We start from the raw sequence: 19,578 nt of genomic DNA on the forward strand, positions 1-19,578 counted from the left end.
CGCGTTACGACAATTTCACAGTAAAGTGCTGGCGCTTATCCGAGCCACAATGCCACCAATGTCATGTGCTGAGCGGTCGTAGGGGATGACGAGCGCCACATCGGGAAGTCGAGACGAGAGACAGACGACGATTTCCGATACTGCTCGCGACCAGGCAACCATAGCGATCCCCATGACCATTAATCCCCGGTTCGTCCTATTCGCTGGCGCGTCCTGCGTGCTCTGCGCCGGCATCGGCATTCTCTACACCTTCATCGCCGGCATCCTCGTGCGAGGGTTCTTTCGCAGTCGTGGCGCTGAACTGTCCGACTTTCCTTCCGTCAGCATCCTGAAACCGCTTTACGGGGAAGAAGTCGATCTGGATTTGAATCTCGAGTCTCTATGCCAGATCGACTATCCGGGCGAGATCGATCTCGTCTTCGGAGTCCAGGATCCCCAAGACCCCGCCATCCGCTATGTCAGGGCGTTGCAGGATCGGCACCCGGAGATGGCGATCTCCCTGGTGATCGATGTCCGCGAATATGGGGCCAACCGGAAAATCTCCAACCTCGTGAACATCGCGCGGGCAGCGCGCCACGAGGTTCTCGTCCTTTCCGACAGCGATATCGGGGTCGGTCCGGACTATCTACGGCGCACGGTCGCCGAGCTCGCCCGGCCCGGGGTCGGGCTCGTCACCTGTCTCTATCGGGGTGCGCCGCTGGCAGGCCTGTGGCCGATCTTGTCGGCCATGGCGATCGACTACAACTTCCTGCCGAGCGTCATCGTCGGCCTGAAGAGCGGTCTGGCGCGCCCCTGCTTCGGCTCGACCATCGCCCTCCGCCGCAGCGTCCTGGATCGGGTCGGCGGATTCGAGGCCTTCGCCGATCATCTCGCCGATGACAATGCCATCGGCGAGGCGGTCAGGTCCCTGGGCTTGGAGGTGGCCGTGGCTCCGATGCTGGTCACGCACAGCTGTGCCGAGCAGAGCCTCGGCGCACTGCTCAATCACGAGCTGCGCTGGTCGCGCACCATTCTTTCCGTCGCGGGCCCGAGCTTCGCGGGCATGATCGCGACCCAGCCGTTGCCCCTCACCCTGCTGAGCCTCTGGGCTTTCGGCTTCACCCCCTGGACCGAAGCCCTTTTGCTGGCGGCCCTGGCATCGCGACATTTCCTTCGCCACCAGGTCAACCATTCGGCGGGCGGCAGCCTGGGCGATCCCGGATGGTGGCTGATGCCGCTGCGTGACCTGCTTTCGTTCGCGGTCTTCTGCGCGACATTCTTTGTCGAGAAGGTTTCGTGGCGCGGACGGCGATTCCGGGTCCGCGCGAATGGCATGCTGTCCGTCACACAGGAGCACTGACATGCTTCGCACTCTGTTCCTCCAAGCCCCCTCCTTCGAGGGATTCGACGGCGGGGCCGGCTCCCGCTACCAGGCCCGGCGCGAAATCCGGTCCTTCTGGTATCCGACCTGGCTGGCGCAGCCGGCGGCCCTCATTCCCGGCAGCCGCCTGATCGACGCGCCCGCCCACGATCTCACCCTGGCCGACGTGACCGCGGTCGCGAAGGATTATGACCTCGTCGTCCTCCACACCTCGACGCCGTCCTTCGCGTCCGACGTCAAGACGATCGAAGCCCTGAAGGCGGCCAATCCGGCGCTGACGGCCGGCTTCGTCGGTGCCAAGGTGGCGGTCGACCCGGATGGCAGCCTCAAGGCGGCGAAGGCGCTCGATTTCGTCGCGCGCAACGAATTCGATTTCGCGATCAAGGAGGTCGCCGAGGAACGCGACCTGGCCTCGATCGCCGGCATTTCCTTCCGCCGCCCGGACGGCAGGATCGAGCACAATGCCGAGCGACCCATCCTCGAGAATATGGACCTGCTCCCCTTCGTGACGCCGGTCTATCAGCGCGATCTGAAGATCGAGCGCTATTTCATCGGTTACCTGAAGCACCCCTATATCTCGATCTATACCGGCCGCGGCTGCAAATCGCGTTGCACCTTCTGCCTCTGGCCACAGACCGTAGGCGGCCACCGTTACCGGACGCGCAGCGTCGGCCATGTGCTCGAGGAGATCGCCTGGGCGCAGAAGGCCTTCCCGCAGGTGAAGGAATTCTTCTTCGACGACGATACCTTCACCGACGATCTGCCGCGCGCCGAGGCCATTGCCAAGGGACTGGGCAGGCTGGGCGTGACCTGGTCCTGCAACGCCAAGGCCAATGTTCCGCGCGCCTCCCTCAAGGTGATGCGGGACAATGGGCTGCGCCTGCTGCTGGTCGGGTATGAATCCGGCAATCAGCAGATCCTGCACAACATCAAGAAGGGGATGCGCATCGAGGTCGCCGAACGCTTCACCAAGGACTGCCACGAGCTGGGAATCACTATCCACGGCACCTTCATTCTGGGACTGCCGGGAGAATCCAGGGAAACCATCCAGGAGACCATCCACTTCGCGGCCCGGATCAACCCTCACACGATCCAGGTGTCGCTGGCCGCGCCCTATCCCGGAACCTTCCTTTACAAGCAGGCCTTGGAGAATGGCTGGCTCGACGAGGCGAATGCCGAGCTGGTGGATGCGCACGGTGTGCAGATCGCGCCGCTTCATTTTCCGCATCTCAGCCATGAAGAGATCTTCGATTCCGTCGAGGAGTTTTATCGTCGCTTCTACTTCCGCTCCGGAAAGATCGCCTCGATCGTCGGCGAGATGGTCCGCAGCCCCGAGATGATGCGGCGCCGGCTTCGCGAAGGCGTCGAGTTCTTCCGCTTCCTGCGCGAGCGCCGGGCCGTCGCGCCTTGAAGGGCGTCATCGTCACCGCCGACGACTTCGGGGCCGCCATCGAGATCAACGAGGCGGTCGAGGCCGCCCATCGCGACGGCATCCTGACGGCGGCCAGCCTGATGGTGACCGGGAGGGCGGCGGCCGACGCCGTGGCGCGCGCCAGGCGCCTGCCCGCCTTGAGGGTCGGCCTGCACCTCGTGCTGGTCGAAGGAAGGCCTGTCCTGCCGCCGGCCGAGATTCCGGATCTGGTCGACGCCCGGGGCTTGTTCCGGTCCGACATGGCCCCTATGGGCGTCGATATGTTCTTTCGGCCCGCGGTGCGACGCCAATTGACCGCCGAGATCACCGCGCAGTTCGAGGCCTTCCGTGCGACCGGACTGCGGCTCGATCACGTCAACGCCCACAAGCATTTTCACCTTCACCCCACGGTCGCCGGACGGATCATCGCGATCGGCCGCCGCTTCGGCATGTCCGCCGCGCGGGTGCCGGCGGAACCGGCCGCCATTCTCCGCCGCATCGAACCGGGACCGCGTGCCCTTCAACCGATGCTTCTGGCGCCTGTCACCGGGCTGCTGCAGGCGAGATTTGCGATGGCGGGCCTGCTGGTTCCCCGCCAGGTGTTCGGGCTCGCCTGGTCGGGTGCCGTGAGCGAATCGCGCCTGGCCGGCATCTTGCGCCACCTTCCCGCCGGTTTGAGCGAAATCTACCTCCACCCCGCGGTCTCGAATGATTTTCCGGGCGCCGCCCCCGGCTACGGCTATGCTCAGGAACTGGCCGCCCTCATGGCGCCGTCGGTTCTTGCCGCGCTGCAGGAGACGGGCGCCGCCCGGGGCGGCTTCGGGGATTTCAAGGCAGCGGAATTCGGAGCATGAGGCATCTCGGCAAGGTTCTGGCCCTCGCCGGCCTGATTCTCGCAGTGTGGCTGTTTCTGCGCGACAACCCCGGTGCCATTCTGAGTTTGCTCGAGATGGCCGGACCGGGATTGGTCCTGGCGAGCCTGGTTCATCTGTTTCCGGTGCTGATCAACGCCCAGGCCTGGCGCCTGCTCTTCCCCGTCGGAAGCCGGCCGAAGCTCGCGAGCCTGATGCGGGTGGTCTGGATCCGCGAGGCGGTGAACGGCTTGCTGCCCGTGGCACGGGTCGGCGGCGAGATCGTCGCCTATCGCATGTTGCGGCGCGCGGGCGTCGATCGCTCCCCGGCCGTCGCCGGCGTGACCGTCGAAGTCGCGCTCTCGATCGTCAGCCAGCTGGTCTTCGCCCTGACGGGCTTGACCTTCCTCTATCTCGATTCAACCTCGACCCTGTTTGCCAGGATGGCACTCGCCCTGCTGCTGCTGGCGATCGGCGTCGCGCTTCTCATCGCCTTGCAAAATGCGGGCCTCACCGAAAAGGCGATGCAGCTTCTCAATCGCCTCGCCGCGGGCCGGTTCGATGCGGCCATCGGTCATTCCGCCCAGATCGATCGCGAGGTCAGAGCGCTCTACCGCCGACATGCCGCGATCGCGGGCTGTCTGCTGTGGCTGCTGGCCGGATGGCTGGCCGGTGCCGCCGAGATCTGGGCGGCACTATGGGTCCTGGGCCGACCCATCGGCGTGATCGACGCCGTCATTGTCGAATCGGTGATCCAGGCGGTCAGCAGCGCCGCCTTTCTGGTGCCGGGTGCGCTCGGTGTGCAGGAAGCGGCTTTCCTGCTGATCGGGGCCGCCGTCGGCCTCGATCCGGTGACGGCCATGGCGTTGGCGACCGTGCGGCGCATTCGCGACGGCGTCATCTTCTTGCCGGGCCTCGTCAGCTGGCAGTTCGCCGAGAGCCGGGCGTTGCGCAGCGCTCCATAAGCAGCGCCGCCGCGATCGCCGAACGTCGCCGAAGAGGGCCTAGCGCCTGCGAGCGCGCTTCTCCCGCCGCAGCTTCTCCTGCTCCAATCGGGCCTCCTTCTTGACGTCGGCGCCATAGCGAAGCTTGAGCTTGGCCTCGGTCATGAAGATGGCCGCGTCGAGGTTGTTCTGGATCCGCCGGTATTCCTCGATCCATTGCTGCCGCTCGGGATATTCGGCGTCCTGAAGCACGCGCAGCAGGGCCACCTGGATGAAGCCGATCTGGGAGCGATCGACCGGCGCCTGGCGGACCCTCTTCCCCCGGTAGGTGCCGCCGGTCTGCGCGGACTTCATCTCGGCCAGCTTCATCCGCAGGATCACGCCGGTTTCGTCGTCATCGTCGTCGCAGGGAAGAGGCGGCAGATCGTCGGCAACCGGCAGCAGGGTCAGGGGCGCGTCGGTCCGCGGCGTACCGAGCGACAAAAGCGGCAGCAGATCGCTGGCGGCGCCGTCACGGGCGGTCAGATGGCCCATGCCGAACAGCGCCTGCACCGTCGCCAGCGCCGAGGTGTGATCATACTCGGTCTTGTCGATCACGCCTTTCCGGATCAAGGGCGAGATCACCAGCGTCGGCACCCGGACGCCATAGCGGTCGAACGGGAAGTGATGCTGGATGTAATCCTGCGTGAAGGCATCACCGGGCGGCGTTGCCGGAGTCGGCGCCACATGATCGTAGAAGCCGCCATGCTCGTCGAAGGTCACGATCAACAGGCTCTTCTCCCAATGCGGCGAATTGCGGATCACCTCATAGACCTTCTTGATCAGCTTTTCCCCGCGCCTCACGTCATCCTTCGGGTGCATGGAATTGCCGCAGGTGAAATCGCCCGGGCCGGTGATGTCGAACTTGTCGGCGCTGTATTTGGGCTCGATCCAGATGAACTTCTTGTCGAAGCCGGTGTCGTTCACCTCGCTTTCGAAATCGTCGAAGCCCGTCAGGCGTCCCTGCAGCTCGTTGAGGTTCATGCCGCTGAGGAGGAAGGCTGCCGGGAAATCGTCACCGCGATAGATCCGCCAAGGCAGGCAATACTGGTCGAGCTGGTCGAAGATATTGCCGTTCTCGAAGCGGTAGCCCTCGAACCCGGTCGAGATGACGGTCTGGAGATCGCTCGGGCTGCCGTCGAGGCCACCTGAGGTCGCCGCCATCGCGAAGAACCGGTTGGGAAAGGTCGGCCCCGGCAGGGAAGAGAACCAGCGGTCGCAGACCGCGAACTCCCGTGCCAGTTGGTTCATGACCGGCAATTGCGCGGCGGCATAGCATTTCATGATGTTCGTCGGCACCTGAGCGCCGCTATGGGCATAGTCGGCGATGAAGCCCGTGTTGTGGATGTCGGGATAGGGCGCGCCGTCGTCGGTATAGGTCACGCCGGCACCGCAAAGCTGCGTGACCACGTTCTCGAACTCATGGCCGGGCCCCGCATCGATGCCCGACAGGAAGTAGTCGGCCGAAGGGCCGACCGACACGTCGGTGTTGGTGGCGGGATCGGGGTTGGTGTTGACGCCGACCGCGACGCCGTCGGCCGTGACGGGATTGCCTTGCAGATCCACACCGGTGAGGCCGCTCAGGCCCAGCATATGATCGAAGGAGCGGTTCTCCAGCATCAGCACGAAGACATGCTCGATCTGCGGGCCCCTGCCCTTGCCGCCGCGGCCGAACAGGGATTGAAGCCAGCGCCAGAAATTCAGCAGCGCGCAGCGCGCCGTGTCCCAGGTGGTGCAGACCAGCTGAAAGACCCAGCCGAACAGGACGCAGAACTTCTCCACCACCCAGGCGAAGGCTTTGCAGACCCATTTGGCGACCCAGTACCAGCCCTTGCAGACCCACTTCGCGACCCAGTACCAGGCGCGGCAGAAGAAGCCGGCGATGCAGTCCCAGGGCGTGTACCAGTGGCACTTGTCCCAGGAGGTGCATTGACTGGAGCCTTCATCGGCCCACTCGGAGCATTGGTTAGAGCCTTCGTCGGCCCAGTTCGTGCATTCATAGTCGGTCTTGGACGACCAGTTCTTGCAGGTGATGACGGCCTGGTTGACCCAGTTGGTGCAGGTCGACATGTCGGTTCCCCCTTAAGTCGCGATCCGTCGAACGAGCAGGCGATGCATCAGCCCGAGCCGCGCGCGGGCCCAGCCGATCCCGATCGCTTTTCCCAGGAAGCCGGCGCAAACGACGCCGGCAATGCCGATCGCGACCCAGCGCCAGCGAAAAGGATCGGCCAAAGCGAGGCCGCTCACGGAAGCCAGGATCGCGATGATGAGAAACGCGCCGCCCAAGGCGCAGCCGCAGGCGCGGTGATATCGGCGCGCCCTGTCCCGCAGCCGCAGTTTCTCGCCGTCGTCACCAGGCAGTCGGGCGATGGCCGCGAAGACCTCGTCGAGCGTTCGGCTCATGGCATCACCGGCCCCCAGGATGGGAGTCATCGCGTCGACGGCGCGCTTTTCCGGCAGGTCGGTTGGATTTGGAGGCGAGGCCCGGAAGCGACAGCCGACCGCCATGACTCTCGGCGGTTCAAACCTTCGAGGTCTTGCCGAACCGCCCCTGGGCCAGTGCGTCGGCAACAGGCAGACCGATGGTTTGCCCCATCGGTGCCCTGCTCAGACAGGGCGAGATCGGCCGGAGTTTTCACCTATTTTCGCATTCAGTCCAGCGATGTTCGATTTCGAACATTCTTGCCATCCTCGCCCGGTTGCGCTAATTATGTCCATATGTCGACGAATATAGACGAATTGGACGCTGTCGAGGCTCTGGGCGCTCTGGCGCAGGGAACGCGAATGAACGTGTTCCGGACGCTGGTCCGGGCGCATCCGCAAGGCATACCGGCCGGCGAAATTGCGGCGGCGTGCGGGGTCCCGCACAACACGATGTCCTCACATCTGGCGATTCTCACCCGCGCCGGCCTCGCCCGGAGCGAGCGGCAGGGACGCATCGTGCTCTATCGCGCCGATCTGGACGGGTTTCGCGGCCTCGTTGGATTTCTCACGCGCGACTGCTGCGGCGGACGTCCCGAGATTTGCGCGCCCCTGCTCGAACCGCTGATCGATTCCTGCGCCTGTCCTCCGGAGAAGTCTTGTGTCTGAGCCCCACTTCAACGTGCTGTTTCTCTGCACCGGCAATTCCGCGCGCTCGATCCTCGCGGAGAGCATCCTCAATCGCGAGGGCCTCGGGCGCTTCAAGGCCTTCAGCGCCGGCAGCCATCCCAAGGGCCAGGTCCATCCCTATGCGATCGATCTGCTGGAGAGGCTGAATTATCCCACGGCCGAGCTTCGCTCCAAGAGCTGGGACGAGTTCGCCGCCAAGGGCGCACCCGCCTTGGACTTCGTCTTCACGGTCTGCGACAACGCCGCCAACGAGGTGTGTCCGATATGGCCCGGCCAGCCGATGACCGCCCATTGGGGCGTTCCCGATCCCGTGGCCGCCGAGGGCACCGAGGTCGAGCGCCGGCTGGCTTTCGCCGACACCTATCGCATGCTGAACAACCGGATCGGCATCTTCGCCCATCTGCCGCTGAAGTCGCTCGACAAGCTCAGCCTGCAGAAGCGGCTCGACGAGATCGGCCGTTCCCTGCCCGAATCCGCCTAGCGGATCCGCGGCCCCCGCCCTCGCGCCGTCGCCTCGATCCAGAGAAAACCCGCACCCATGTCCGTCTTCGAACGCTATCTCACCCTCTGGGTCGCGCTCTGCATCGCGGTGGGCGTCGCCCTCGGCCATCTCCTGCCGGGCGTCTTCCAGGCCATCGGCGGGCTCGAGATCGCCAAGGTCAATCTGCCGGTCGCGATCCTGATCTGGCTGATGATCGTGCCGATGCTGATGCGCATCGACTTCAAGGCGCTCGCGGGCGTCACGGCCCACTGGCGCGGGATCGGGGTCACGCTCTTCATCAACTGGGCGGTGAAGCCCTTCACCATGGCGGCGCTGGCCTGGCTCTTCATCGGTTATCTTTTCCGACCCTATCTGCCGGCCGGCCAGATCGATTCCTATATCGCGGGCCTCATCATCCTGGCGGCGGCGCCCTGCACCGCGATGGTCTTCGTCTGGTCGAACCTGACGAAAGGCGAGCCGCATTTCACCCTGACCCAGGTCGCGCTCAACGACAGCATCATGATCGTGGCCTTCGCGCCGATCGTGGCGCTGCTGCTCGGACTCTCCGCAATCACGGTGCCCTGGGACACGCTGGTCCTGTCGGTGGCGCTCTATATCCTGGTTCCGGTCGTGGTCGCGCAGATCCTGCGCCGCGCGCTGCTGCGTCAGGGCGGCGACGAGGCGCTGGCGGCGATGCTGCGGCGGATCCAGCCCGTCTCGCTCTGCGCCTTGCTCGCGACGCTGGTTCTGCTGTTCGGGTTCCAGGGCGAGGAGATCCTGGCGCAGCCGATCGTGATCGCACTGCTGGCGGTGCCGATCCTGATCCAGGTCTATGCCAATGCCGGCCTCGCCTATCTCCTCAACCGGCTCGCCGGCGAGCAACATTGCGTTGCCGGACCCTCGGCGCTCATCGGCGCCAGCAACTTCTTCGAGCTCGCCGTGGCCGCCGCCATCAGCCTGTTCGGGTTCCATTCCGGTGCCGCCCTCGCGACCGTCGTCGGCGTGCTGATCGAGGTGCCGGTGATGCTGTCGGTCGTGCGCATCGTCAATGCCAGCCGCCCCTGGTATGAACGCGGCGCCCGCAAGCCCGAGCTGGTACCAGGCCTGAAGCGCTGAGAGGCTATTTCGAGTTTCCTGGAAATAGGCCCTTGACGCGCCGGCGCCCCGACGCCATCCTTATTTCCATGAAACTCGAAAAAGCGGCAAAGCAGCTCGAGGCGCTGGGCAACCCGACCCGCCTCAAGGTCTATCGGACACTGGTGCGAGCCGGCCATGGCGGCATGCCGGTCGGTCGGCTGCAGGACAAGATCGGAATCGCGGCCTCGACCCTGTCGCACCATCTCCACCGCCTGATCCTGACCGGACTGGTCTCGCAGGAGCGTCAGGCCACGACGCTGATCTGCCGGGCCAACTACGAAATCATGCATGAGTTGCTGGGGTTTCTCGCCGACGAATGCTGCGCCGACGCGCCCGCTGCGGCGAGCGGCGAAGCCGCGGCCTGACCGAGCCCTCGATTTTTGTTCTCTAGTTCGATGATTCCAGAAATAGCGAAGGACCCGTGACATGACCGAAAGCACCGCCTCGCTTCCCGTCGCCGTGATCGGCGCCGGTCCGATCGGGCTTGCCGCCGGCGCCCATCTCATCGAGCGAGGTCTGCCAGTGAAGCTCTATGAGGCCGGCACGACCGTCGGCGCGAACTTGCGCGATTGGGGCCATGCCCGCATCTTCACGCCCTGGGAGCATGACGTCGATCGCGCGGCCCTGGCGATCCTCGAGCGTCATGGCTGGCGAATGCCCGACCCCACCGCGCTTCCGACCGGCGACGATCTTTGCGACCTCTATCTCGAGCCGCTGGCCCGCACGGCTGAGCTGGCGCCGGTCGTCGAAACCTCGGCCCGCGTCGTGTCGATTTCCCGCCGGGGCCTCGACAAGATGACGAGCCGGCAACGCGAGACGAAGCCCTTCGAGATCGTGGTCGAGCGGGCGGACGGAACGCGCCGCCGCGACCTGGCGCGCGCCGTGATCGACGCCTCGGGCACCTGGAACCAGCCCAATCCGATCGGCGCCTCGGGTCTGCCGGCCAACGGCGAAGCGGAGCATACCGACCGGATCGCCTATGGCATGCCCGATGTGCTCGGCCGCGACCGTTCGGACTATGCCGGCCGGCGCACGCTCGTCATCGGCGCCGGTTATTCGGCGGCCAATGTCCTCCTCGATCTGATCCGCCTCGCCACCGAGGCGCTAGGCAACCGGGTCGATTGGATGGTGCGCGGCACCAGTCTCGCCAAGGTCTATGGCGGCGGCGATGCCGACCAACTGCCGGCGCGCGGCGCGCTGGGTTGGCATCTCAAGGAGGCGGTCGAGAACGGCCGGATCGCGCTGACATCGGGCTTCGCGGCGACGCGCCTGCGCGAGGAGGGCAAGGAATTGTGGCTCGACGGCGAGACAGCGCAAGGGCCGCGAAGCCTGGGTCCGTTCGACCGCATCGTGGTCGCCACCGGCCAGCGTCCCGACCTGACCATGACCCGCGAATTGCGGCTTGAGCTCGATCCCTGGCTCGAGGGCGTGAAGGCGCTGGGCCCGCTGATCGATCCCAATCTCCATTCCTGCGGTTCGGTGCCGCCGCATGGCCATCGCGAGGTCGGCCATCCCGAGCCCGGCTTCTACACCGTGGGCGTCAAGAGCTACGGCCGCGCGCCGACTTTCCTGCTGCTGACCGGCTACGAGCAGGTGCGCTCGGTAGCTGCCGCCCTGGCTGGCGACATGGCAGCCGCGGACGACGTCAAGCTGACCTTGCCGGAGACCGGCATTTGCGACAGCAACCCTTATGAGCAGTTCAGCGTTGCCGAGGCTTGCTGTGTTCCCGCTCCGGCCGCGACGGCGGCCTGCTGCGCGCCGGCGCCGGTTGCCGTGAAGCCGGCGAAGAAATCCTGTTGCGGAAGCGGCGTCGCCGCATGACCGAGTCCGTCGTCGCCGGTTCCGCCGATATTCCGGTTGCCTTGCCGGACCGGCGCATCGTCGTGCCGGCGCTCGGCGTGACGCAGATCCTCGCCTGGGGCTCGTCCTATTACCTGCCGGCCGTGCTGGCCAAGCCGATCGCCGACGACACGGGCTGGCCGCTCGGCTGGATCGTCGGCGGGCTGTCGCTGGGCCTGCTCATGGCCGCTCTGATCTCTCCCAAGGTGGGGCACGCGATCGAACGCCATGGCGGACGCCCCGTGCTCGCCGTCAGCGCGCTCCTGCTGGCGGCGGGGTCCGTCGGACTGGCTCTGGCGCCCAACCCTGTCTTCTATCTTGTCGCCTGGGTGCTGATGGGGCTCGGCATGGGCGCCGGCCTCTACGATGCGGCTTTCGCCACGCTCGGGCGCATCTACGGCCAGGGCGCGCGCTCGACCATCACCACGCTCACCCTGTTCGGCGGATTCGCCAGCACGACCTGCTGGCCGCTCTCGGCCTGGCTGGTGTCGGAGCTGGGGTGGCGCGGCGCCTGCCTCACCTACGCCGCCATTCATCTGCTGGTGCTGTTGCCGATCTATCTCTTTCTGTTGCCCCGCCAGACCCACCGGGCAGACACCGCGACGCCGGCCGCCGGCGCCGCGAGCCCGTCGGCGGCGCGACAGGCCACGACCATCCGCGATCGCTTGGTGCTGTTCCTGCTGGGCGCCGTCATCGCCACGGCCGCGATGATCTCCGCGACGATGTCGGTCCATATGCTGACGATCCTGCAGGCGCGCGACATGACGCTGGCGACGGCCGTCGCCTTCGGCGCGATGGTCGGCCCCTCGCAGGTCGGCGCGCGCGCCATCGAGATGGCGATCGCGCGCTTCCATCATCCGATCTGGACCATGGTGGTGTCGGCGGCGCTGGTCGTGCTGGGCCTCGGCGTGCTGTGGGCCGGGTTGCCGCTGACGGCGCTGGCCCTGATGGCCTATGGCGGCGGCATCGGCCTGGAATCGATCGCGCGCGGGACCGTGCCGCTGGCGCTCTTCGGCGCCGACGGCTATGCCGTCCTGATGGGGAAGCTCGCCTTGCCGAGCCTTCTGCTGCAGGCCGCCGCCCCCTCGCTCGGCGCCCTCCTGATCCATCGTTTCGGCACCGATGGCGCGCTCTTCGCGATCCTGGCCGCGGCGCTTCTCACGCTCGTCATGGTCAGCGCCCTGGCCGCCTTGGCCAAACGGGGCGGTGCCGTCTCTCGTGGATCCTAGTGGCGCCCGAATGCCGGCACGCCATCGGTCGAGGTTCGGGGCTGACCGACCCGCCGGCGCATTGCCTTAAGCCGCCGATACCGCTTTTGCCGTGATGGCCTGGAGAGCACCCGCCATGAGGCAGATGGTGGATTCCAGCGAGCCGTCGATGCCATGCCGTCGCGCGAGCCAGGCCGGATCGTTGTAGGACAGCCAGGTCTTCCCCGCCTCGTCCTGCCAGACGAGCGCCTTCAGCGGCAGATCGATTCCCATGGTCTGGGCGGTCTGCATCGGTGGCGTCCCGCCCTTGGGATTGCCGAAGATCAGGAGCTCGGTCGGCCTCAGGGTCAGCCCGGCCGCCATGGCGCCGGCCGCATGATCGATCCGGGCAAACACCGTCATGCCCTTCGCCCTTACCTCGGCGATGAGGCGATTCATGGTCTCGGCGGCGCTGAGCTCGCTCGGGATCGTGATCAGCCCGGCCGGGGTCATGGTTCCTGTTATCTTCGCTATCACGTTCGATACTCGCCGCTACGCGCCCTTCGACGGAAGCGCGCCAGACCTTGCCGCCACCTCGTCCATCTTGCGGGCCAAGTCCGTGGGCGTCAGCAGCTGCTTCTGGAACAGGATGTTGGCGAAGGTGACGATCCAGCGTTCGTAGTAAGTGAGCTTGCCGATCATCTCGCTCCCGAGCGCCTCGACGCCGCGGCGTTTCTCCTCGGTATTGATGATCTTGTGGAAATCGAGCACGTCGGCCAGCGCATGGCAGCGCTTTTCCCAGGGCTCGAGCTCATGGTCGACCCGCTGTACCGGCCCGGCCGGCAGGCCGCCGATGTCGTTCGGGAGCCGTTTGACGAGCGCTTCGCTATCGGTCATTGGACCGCTCCGCCCGCCGCGGGAAGCTCGACGGGCACGACGCCGATCATGGCATCGCGGGTGACCAGGGCGGCGAGCTGCTCCTCATTGAAATCCTCGGTGCCCTCGGGCCGCTGCGGGAGCACCAGGAAACGGATCGTGGCCGTCGAATCGCTGACACGGATCTCGACATCGTCGGGAATATGCGTGCCGAACTCGGCCAGGACGGCCCGGGGCTCGATCACCGCGCGGGCCCGATAGGGCTTCGCCTTGTACCAATCCGGCGGCAAGCCCAGCACCGGGCGCGGATAACAGGAGCAGAGGGTGCAGACGATGAGGTTGTGAACCTTGTCGGTGTTCTCGAGCACGATCAGCTGCGTGTCGTCATAGAAGCTGATGCCCAGCTCCTCGCAGCCCGCGCGCCCGTTGGCGAGCAGCCGCGCGCGGAAACCGGGATCGACCCAGGCGCGCGCCACCACTTTGGCGCCAAGCGCCGGATTGCGGGAATCGAGCACTTCGACCTGCCGGCGGATCTCGCCGGCCTTGATCAGCCCCTTCTCCACGAGCAGCTCGCGAATCGCCGTCTCCATGATCTCGTAATAGCCGGGCGGCTGGTCGCCGGCCTGGATGGGCGTGTGGTCGTGATCGTGGTCATGATCATGTGCGGGCATCGATCAGATCCTTTCGAGCCAGGTTTCGAAGATTTCGATGCGCAGGCTGTCGCGGGGCGAGCCGGCATAGCCCGGCCACAGCTCGGTCAGTGGAATCGCCACGCGGTAATAGTGAAGCTTCGATCCGGCGTTGCGACCGAAGCCCTCCTCTTCATTGTCGAGGTTGGCCGGCTCCATCACCGCCTCGACGACCGCCGATTTCCCGCGGACATAGAGCGGCACGCGATAGTGGCCGACGGGAAAGCGCATCGAGACCCTGACGCGATCGCCGGCGGCGAAGATCGGGGCCTCGCCCAGCGCGAGAACGATGCCGGTCGAGCGGGAGGGCGTCGCCATCATGAACAAACTTCCATGTTCGAGCAAACAAGGGGTCGGCGCATCATCACAGCATTGTTTGCGGACACCCGCCAGCATGCGGGGCGACGGTTACGATCGTCTCCTTCAAATTGAGCAAGTTCCTACCAACTGAATTTGAGCTCGACGCCGAAATGGCTGCTGTCACGACCGCCTGCGTCGCGGATGGCGGCACCCGTGTCGTCATGGACGGCCTCGATCGCGCCCGCGAGGTTCGCGTTGAAACCATAACCGATGGCTTCAGACGAATCAGATTGGCGGAGCGCGTGATAGGCGCAGAGCGTATTGCTCCCGATCGGATGACGCTCGATGCGCAGGGTGCTGGAGCGGTCGGCTGCATCTCCGTCACGCCGCCCAGGACGGCGGACCGTATGACAATGGAGACTTCCAAGTCACGACGCGCGCCCGCGTCGCCCGCGGGGAAGCCGCGCTGCCCCCTTCCCTGTCGTCGGATAAAGCGGCACTGTCCCAACCGGGCGCGGCCTGCTAGATCATTCCCTCCCGCCATCGCCGCAACCCGGTTCCCGACATGACGCCGACGGTCCCGCAGGCCCGCATTTTCTACGGCTGGTTCGTCGTCGCGGCGGCCTTTACCGTGATGTTCGTGGGCTTCGGCAGCGCTTACACCTTCAGCGCCTTCGTCGATTCCCTGCAGCAGGATTTCGGGGCTTCGCGCGGGTCGGTCTCGCTGGTCTTCTCGCTGGCGGGCTTCCTCTATTTCGGGTTGGGGGTGGTCAGCGGCCCGCTCGCCGACCGCTGGGGCTCGCGTCGCATGGCCATCGCCGGCATGATCCTGGTCGGCCTGGGACTGGCGCTCGCGAGCGTGGCCCGGACAATCACCGAGGTCTATGCGGCCTACGGGCTCGGAGTCGGCCTCGGGGTGGGTTTTTCCTATGTGCCCGCCGTGGCCGCGGTCCAGCGCTGGTTCGTCCGCCGTCGCGGCTTCGCCTCCGGTCTCGCCGTCAGCGGTATCGGCGTCGGTACGCTGGTGCTACCGGCGCTGGCCGTGCAGCTCGTCGAGGCCCTGGGCTGGCGCGAGGCCTATCTCGTCCTGGGGGCGCTGGCCGCGTTGCTGGGTGCCGGCATGTCGCTCCTCTTCGCCGACGATCCGCGCCATCGCGGGCTCGCTCCGGACGGCGATCCCCCGAAACCGGACGCCCATAGGGAGCGCCCCTTGGGCATGACGCTCGGCGAGGCGATGCGCACCCGGCAATTCGTCTGCCTCTATGCGGCTTGCCTGATCTGCTCTTTCGGCATCTTCATGCCCTTCGTCCATCTCGTGCCCTTCGCGCTGGATCATGGGGTCGAGCGGTCGGCGGCGGCCTTTCTGCTCGGCATCATCGGGATCGGCAGCACGGCGGGACGGTTCCTCCTCGGCGGCCTCGCCGACCGGCTCGGCCGTTACTCGTTCCTCCTGGCGCTCTTCGTCGGCATGGCGCTCGCCCTCACCATCTGGGCCTTCGCCACCGGCTTCTGGTCACTCGCCCTTTTCTCCTTCGTCTATGGCGTGCTCTATGGCGGCTGGGTCGCGATTCTCCCCTCGGTCGTCATGGATTGCTTCGGCGGCCGCAGCATCAGCAGCATCATGGGCATCCTCTTCACCAGCGTGGCCTTCGGCACGCTGATCGGCCCCAGCGCTGCCGGTTTCGCCTTCGATCTCAGCCATAGCTACACCCTGCCGATCCTGACCGGGGTGGCGGCGAACCTCGTCGCCGGCTTCATTGCGGCGCTGGCCAGGAAGAACCCTTCGCCCGCCGGTGAACCGGCGCGCTGAGGGAGCCGCTCTGCCGTCGCGACCGGAAATTCCTGCCCGGCAAAGATTTCCCCGATCCCGCCGCGGCAGGCGAGAAGCGAAACCCAACCGCCGGAAATCGAAGCCATAAGGAAACGAGGATCCAGGCACGGAATTTGCAGGATGAGGCGCCACGGACCGGAGATTTCCTTATGAACATTCCTCCCATCGGCGTGCCCGCCCCGACCTATTCCAAGCCCGGCTCGAACACGCCCGCCCTGGATCCGGCGCCGGATAGCAGCGCCAAGGAGGATGTCGAGGCCGAGTTCCTCGCCTATGCCAGGATGTCGCCGGCAGAGCGCATGCGGGACAACATCCTCAAGAGCATGGGCCTGACCGAGGACGACGTGAACGCGATGTCCCCGGCGGACCGGCAGAAGCTCGAAGACAAGATCAAGGAACTGATCAAGCAGCAGATGGAAGCGGCCGCCAAGAAGAAGGGCCAGCTCCTCGACGTCGCGGTCTGATTGCGGTCAATTCTTGCAATCAAGCGGCCGTTTCGGCCACGGTGCGCCGGCCGGCCTTCAGATCCTCCACGAACTGCCGGTATTGCCGCCACTTCTCCCCATCGTCGTCGATGCGCAGAATGTAGGACGGATGGATGGTCGCGAGCATCTTGCCGCCCTCCGGGATCGGCAGGGCACGGCCGCGGATCATGTTGATCGCGAATGGGCGTCCCAGGACGCTGCGCACGGCCGTGGCGCCCAAGGCCACGACGAGGGATGGCTTGACGATCCGGCGTTCGAGATCGAGCCACCAATGGCAGCGCTCGATCTCATGGACATCGGGCCGTTTGTGCATCCGCCGCTTGCCGCGCTGCTCGAACTTGAAATGCTTGACCGCGTTGGTGACGAACACCGCCTCACGCTCGATGCCGGCCTCCGCCAGGGCCTGATCCAGGATGCGGCCGGCCGGCCCGACGAAGGGTTTGCCCGCGAGGTCTTCTTGATCGCCGGGCTGCTCGCCCACCAGCATGATGCGCGCCCGCGCCGGCCCCTCGCCCGGCACGACTTGCGTCGCACCTTTGTATAAGGGACAGCGCCGGCAGGAGGCCTCCGCCGCCCGGAGCGCCTTCAACGATGTGATATCGGATGTCGAGGTCATGTCCGTTCTTCCGGCAAAGGGAGAACGGCGACGCAATCTTGGAGTTCCGCCCGCCGGATGATCACCGAGGAGTCGGCCAGCGGCGAGGGACGACGCACCAGATCCATGCCCTCATCGACAAGACTGATCCCACGGTCGAGCAGCCGCGGGATCCGCGCCACAGCATGGGCCTTCAAGAACTCGCCGGCAATCGGCCGCAGGATCGAACTCCCAGCGTCCCTGGAGCTGTGAGGGTGGGCTCGCTCCCAGGTGCCGCGCATTCGCCCACCATCGACATGTCGACCTCCCACCGGTCGGCGAGCATGCGCCGGCAGACCGAGCGCCATGGCAGGCGCAGAAAAACCGAACCACGCGAGATCGATCGATGCAGAAAACATTGACTGCCGCCTTCGCTGCCAGATGGATCACGGCCCTCGCCATCATTGTTCTCGTCACAGTCACCTGCGGCGGCGCACCGGCGCGAGCCGCATCCGCCATGCCAGCGGTCGTTGTGACCCACTATCACACGGTCGCGGTGGATGGGGTCGACATCTTCTATCGCGAGGCGGGTCCTGCCGATGGCCCGGTCGTGCTGCTATTGCACGGTTTCCCGACCTCTTCGCATATGTTCCGCAATCTGATCCCCCTCCTCGCCGACCGCTATCACGTGATCGCACCCGACTATCCGGGCTTCGGGCAGAGCGCGATGCCCGATCACAGCCAGTTCGCCTACACCTTCGGCCATTATGCCGACCTCATGGACGGGCTGCTGCAGCAGCTCAAGATCCAGCGCTACGCGATGTATGTGATGGATTATGGCGCGCCCGTCGGCTATCGGCTGGCGCTGAAGCATCCCGAGCGGGTCAGCGGCCTGATCGTCCAGAACGGCAATGCCTATGAAGAGGGGCTGAAGGAATTCTGGGATCCGATCAAGGCCTATTGGGCGGACGGGTCGGCGGCCCATCGCGAGGCGCTGAGCTTCCTGGTGGCGCCGGAGACGACGAAGTTCCAGTACACCGACGGTATGAGCGATCTCACCCGCATCGATCCGGACAACTGGGTCCACGACCAGGCCCTGCTGGACCGTCCCGGCAACAAGGACATCCAGCTCGACCTGTTCCACGACTACGGCACCAATGTGCCGCTCTACCCGAAGTTCCAGGCCTTCTTCCGCGACTACAAGCCGCCGACCCTGATCGTCTGGGGCAAGAACGACAAGATCTTCCCGGCTGACGGTGCCTCGCCTTATCTGCGCGACCTGCCGGACGCCGAGCTCCATCTGCTCGACACCGGCCATTTCGCGCTCGAGGACAAGCTCGACGTCATGGCGCCCATGATCCATGACTTCCTGGATCGCAAGGTGGCGCCGCACTAAGTCCCTTCGATCGGCCCGCGCGTCGATCCGAGAGGCGGGCCGATCGTTCTATCGGACGCCGGAATCGGTGCGCGCCTCGAGCGCGCGTACGACGGCCGCCATGTCGGCCTGGCCATGTCCGAGCGCCAGGGTCTCGGCATAGAGCGCGTGGCAGACATCGAGCAGCGGGGTGGCGAGCCTGGCCTCCCTCGCCGCGTCGGCCACCAGCCGGTTGTTCATCAGCACATCGGCGATCGCGGCCTGGACGGAGAAATCGCGGGCCACCAGCTTGGCGCCCTTCACGCGCGACACGGCGCTCGCCATCGGCCCGGCATCGAGCACCGCCAGGAACTGCTGCATGTCGACGCCCTGCCGGTCGGCAAAATGCGCTGCCTCCGCGAGCCCGGTCACCATGGTAAGGAGAAACAGATTGACCGAGAGCTTCATCAGCAGGGCACTCGGCACCGCGCCGCAGACGATCGTCTGATGGCACATCGGCCTGAGCAGGGGGCGGACCTCGTCGACGCTGGCGGGATCGCCCGCCAGCATCGCCACGAGCTGCCCGGCCTCGGCCGGTTTGCGCGAGCCGGATACGGGCGCTTCGACATAGCGGCCGCCGGCCGCCCTGATCTTGGCCTCGAGCCCGCGCGAATAGTCGGGCGCGGTCGTTCCCATATGGACGATGATGCGATCGGCGACATGGGAAGCGAAGGCCGGGCTACCGCGGCCGAGCACCTCGTCGATGGCGGCGCCATTGGCCAGCATCAGGATCACGATGGGGGCCTGGGCGAAGACTTCGTCCGGGCCCGCCGCGACCCGGGCACCGGCGGCGCGCAGCGGCTCGCATTTGTCGGCAGCGCGGGTCCAGACAATGAGGGGGGTTCCGGCGCGGGCCAGATTCAGCGCCATGGGCTCGCCCATATTGCCGAGACCGATAAAACCGATGGTCATGGGCTTCTCCATCCCGAGGTTCGAGCAGCGTTACGCTGCCAAAAATCCTAACCCAGGGCGCGGGACGTTGCCTTGAGTGGCTAAGCAAAGCTGCATCGCGCGCCGCGCATACGATGCCGGGAACAGCTTCCGCGGCG

22 protein-coding genes are annotated in these 19,578 nt (G+C 66.0%); 13 read left to right on the forward strand and 9 right to left on the reverse strand.

The features are described from left to right. The first annotated feature begins 85 nt into the window (after positions 1-85). Genes hpnI through FRZ44_RS16165 form a run of 4 tightly spaced genes read left to right on the forward strand, consistent with a single transcriptional unit; the run spans position 86 to position 4,587 of the window. On the forward strand, positions 86-1,339 hold the full coding sequence (hpnI, locus tag FRZ44_RS16150) for a bacteriohopanetetrol glucosamine biosynthesis glycosyltransferase HpnI (RefSeq protein WP_151178155.1): 1,254 nt from the start codon (positions 86-88) through the stop codon (positions 1,337-1,339). A 1-nt stretch (position 1,340) separates the two neighbouring features. Next, a complete protein-coding gene (gene hpnJ / locus FRZ44_RS16155) occupies positions 1,341-2,771 on the forward strand; it encodes a hopanoid biosynthesis associated radical SAM protein HpnJ (RefSeq protein WP_151178156.1) in 1,431 nt (476 codons plus the stop codon). After that, on the forward strand, positions 2,768-3,625 hold the full coding sequence (gene hpnK, locus FRZ44_RS16160) for a hopanoid biosynthesis-associated protein HpnK (RefSeq protein WP_151178157.1): 858 nt from the start codon (positions 2,768-2,770) through the stop codon (positions 3,623-3,625). The genes hpnJ and hpnK overlap by 4 nt, the downstream gene beginning before the upstream one ends. Then, the gene (locus FRZ44_RS16165; protein ID WP_151178158.1) at positions 3,622-4,587 is read left to right on the forward strand and encodes a flippase-like domain-containing protein; all 966 of its coding nucleotides are present in this window, start codon (positions 3,622-3,624) and stop codon (positions 4,585-4,587) included. The genes hpnK and FRZ44_RS16165 overlap by 4 nt, the downstream gene beginning before the upstream one ends. Positions 4,588-4,626: 39 nt before the next feature. Here the strand turns inward: FRZ44_RS16165 and FRZ44_RS16170 are convergent, their stop codons facing one another. Together FRZ44_RS16170 and FRZ44_RS16175 are read right to left on the reverse strand one after the other, a co-directional pair. Next, complete coding sequence (locus FRZ44_RS16170) at positions 4,627-6,675, reverse strand: alkaline phosphatase family protein (RefSeq protein ID WP_151178159.1); 2,049 nt, start codon at positions 6,673-6,675, stop codon at positions 4,627-4,629. Positions 6,676-6,687: 12 nt separating this feature from the next. Continuing rightward, positions 6,688-7,008, reverse strand: coding sequence for a hypothetical protein (locus tag FRZ44_RS16175; protein WP_151178160.1), 321 nt, complete (start codon positions 7,006-7,008; stop codon positions 6,688-6,690). A 381-nt stretch (positions 7,009-7,389) separates the two neighbouring features. Here FRZ44_RS16175 and FRZ44_RS16180 point away from each other — a divergent pair, with 381 nt between their 5' ends. From FRZ44_RS16180 to FRZ44_RS16205, 6 genes are all read left to right on the forward strand, one after another. Next, complete coding sequence (locus tag FRZ44_RS16180) at positions 7,390-7,695, forward strand: ArsR/SmtB family transcription factor (protein WP_263641892.1); 306 nt, start codon at positions 7,390-7,392, stop codon at positions 7,693-7,695. Then, positions 7,688-8,197, forward strand: coding sequence for an arsenate reductase ArsC (locus FRZ44_RS16185; RefSeq protein WP_151178161.1), 510 nt, complete (start codon positions 7,688-7,690; stop codon positions 8,195-8,197). The genes FRZ44_RS16180 and FRZ44_RS16185 overlap by 8 nt, the downstream gene beginning before the upstream one ends. 57 nt (positions 8,198-8,254) lie before the next feature. Continuing rightward, on the forward strand, positions 8,255-9,313 hold the full coding sequence (gene arsB, locus FRZ44_RS16190) for an ACR3 family arsenite efflux transporter (RefSeq protein ID WP_151178162.1): 1,059 nt from the start codon (positions 8,255-8,257) through the stop codon (positions 9,311-9,313). A 68-nt stretch (positions 9,314-9,381) separates the two neighbouring features. Further along, positions 9,382-9,699: an ArsR/SmtB family transcription factor gene (locus FRZ44_RS16195; RefSeq protein WP_151178163.1), complete on the forward strand. Its 318-nt coding sequence runs from the start codon at positions 9,382-9,384 to the stop codon at positions 9,697-9,699. 61 nt (positions 9,700-9,760) lie between these two features. Next, positions 9,761-11,155 (forward strand): NAD(P)-binding domain-containing protein, encoded by a 1,395-nt coding sequence (locus FRZ44_RS16200; protein WP_151178164.1) that lies wholly within the window; start codon positions 9,761-9,763, stop codon positions 11,153-11,155. Then, a complete protein-coding gene (locus FRZ44_RS16205; RefSeq protein ID WP_151178165.1) occupies positions 11,152-12,402 on the forward strand; it encodes an MFS transporter in 1,251 nt (416 codons plus the stop codon). The genes FRZ44_RS16200 and FRZ44_RS16205 overlap by 4 nt, the downstream gene beginning before the upstream one ends. A gap of 66 nt (positions 12,403-12,468) precedes the next feature. Here the strand turns inward: FRZ44_RS16205 and FRZ44_RS27045 are convergent, their stop codons facing one another. Genes FRZ44_RS27045 through FRZ44_RS16220 form a run of 4 tightly spaced genes read right to left on the reverse strand, consistent with a single transcriptional unit; the run spans position 12,469 to position 14,246 of the window. After that, on the reverse strand, positions 12,469-12,873 hold the full coding sequence (locus FRZ44_RS27045) for a DUF302 domain-containing protein (protein WP_191908131.1): 405 nt from the start codon (positions 12,871-12,873) through the stop codon (positions 12,469-12,471). A 39-nt stretch (positions 12,874-12,912) separates the two neighbouring features. Further along, entirely contained in the window at positions 12,913-13,257 is a 345-nt protein-coding gene (locus FRZ44_RS27050) for an SH3-like domain-containing protein (protein ID WP_191908132.1), read from the reverse strand. Beyond that, on the reverse strand, positions 13,254-13,907 hold the full coding sequence (gene nthA, locus FRZ44_RS16215; protein WP_151178166.1) for a nitrile hydratase subunit alpha: 654 nt from the start codon (positions 13,905-13,907) through the stop codon (positions 13,254-13,256). Before nthA ends, FRZ44_RS27050 begins: the two co-directional genes overlap by 4 nt. A 3-nt stretch (positions 13,908-13,910) precedes the next feature. Beyond that, on the reverse strand, positions 13,911-14,246 hold the full coding sequence (locus FRZ44_RS16220) for an SH3-like domain-containing protein (RefSeq protein ID WP_225308290.1): 336 nt from the start codon (positions 14,244-14,246) through the stop codon (positions 13,911-13,913). Positions 14,247-14,790: 544 nt separating this feature from the next. Here FRZ44_RS16220 and FRZ44_RS16225 point away from each other — a divergent pair. Together FRZ44_RS16225 and FRZ44_RS16230 are read left to right on the forward strand one after the other, a co-directional pair. Continuing rightward, complete coding sequence (locus FRZ44_RS16225) at positions 14,791-16,035, forward strand: MFS transporter (RefSeq protein ID WP_151178167.1); 1,245 nt, start codon at positions 14,791-14,793, stop codon at positions 16,033-16,035. Between the two features lie 170 nt (positions 16,036-16,205). Continuing rightward, positions 16,206-16,520 carry a hypothetical protein gene (locus FRZ44_RS16230; RefSeq protein WP_151178168.1) on the forward strand — a complete coding sequence of 105 codons (315 nt, stop codon included), beginning with the start codon at positions 16,206-16,208 and terminating at the stop codon, positions 16,518-16,520. A gap of 19 nt (positions 16,521-16,539) precedes the next feature. On the opposite strand, the gene FRZ44_RS16235 is transcribed toward FRZ44_RS16230, so the two are convergent. Together FRZ44_RS16235 and FRZ44_RS16240 are read right to left on the reverse strand one after the other, a co-directional pair. Further along, the gene (locus FRZ44_RS16235; protein ID WP_151178169.1) at positions 16,540-17,157 is read right to left on the reverse strand and encodes a UdgX family uracil-DNA binding protein; all 618 of its coding nucleotides are present in this window, start codon (positions 17,155-17,157) and stop codon (positions 16,540-16,542) included. Beyond that, entirely contained in the window at positions 17,154-17,534 is a 381-nt protein-coding gene (locus tag FRZ44_RS16240) for a type 2 periplasmic-binding domain-containing protein (protein ID WP_151178170.1), read from the reverse strand. The genes FRZ44_RS16235 and FRZ44_RS16240 overlap by 4 nt, the downstream gene beginning before the upstream one ends. A gap of 98 nt (positions 17,535-17,632) precedes the next feature. Between FRZ44_RS16240 and FRZ44_RS16245 the strand changes: the two genes are divergently transcribed. After that, entirely contained in the window at positions 17,633-18,511 is an 879-nt protein-coding gene (locus tag FRZ44_RS16245) for an alpha/beta fold hydrolase (RefSeq protein WP_225308291.1), read from the forward strand. 48 nt (positions 18,512-18,559) lie between these two features. Here FRZ44_RS16245 and FRZ44_RS16250 read toward each other — a convergent pair whose 3' ends face one another. After that, positions 18,560-19,441, reverse strand: coding sequence for an NAD(P)-dependent oxidoreductase (locus tag FRZ44_RS16250; RefSeq protein WP_151178172.1), 882 nt, complete (start codon positions 19,439-19,441; stop codon positions 18,560-18,562). Positions 19,442-19,578: the final 137 nt, after the last annotated feature.

Origin of the sequence: Hypericibacter terrae, from assembly GCF_008728855.1 — a bacterium.
Taxonomy (GTDB): Bacteria; Pseudomonadota; Alphaproteobacteria; order Dongiales; family Dongiaceae; genus Hypericibacter; species Hypericibacter terrae.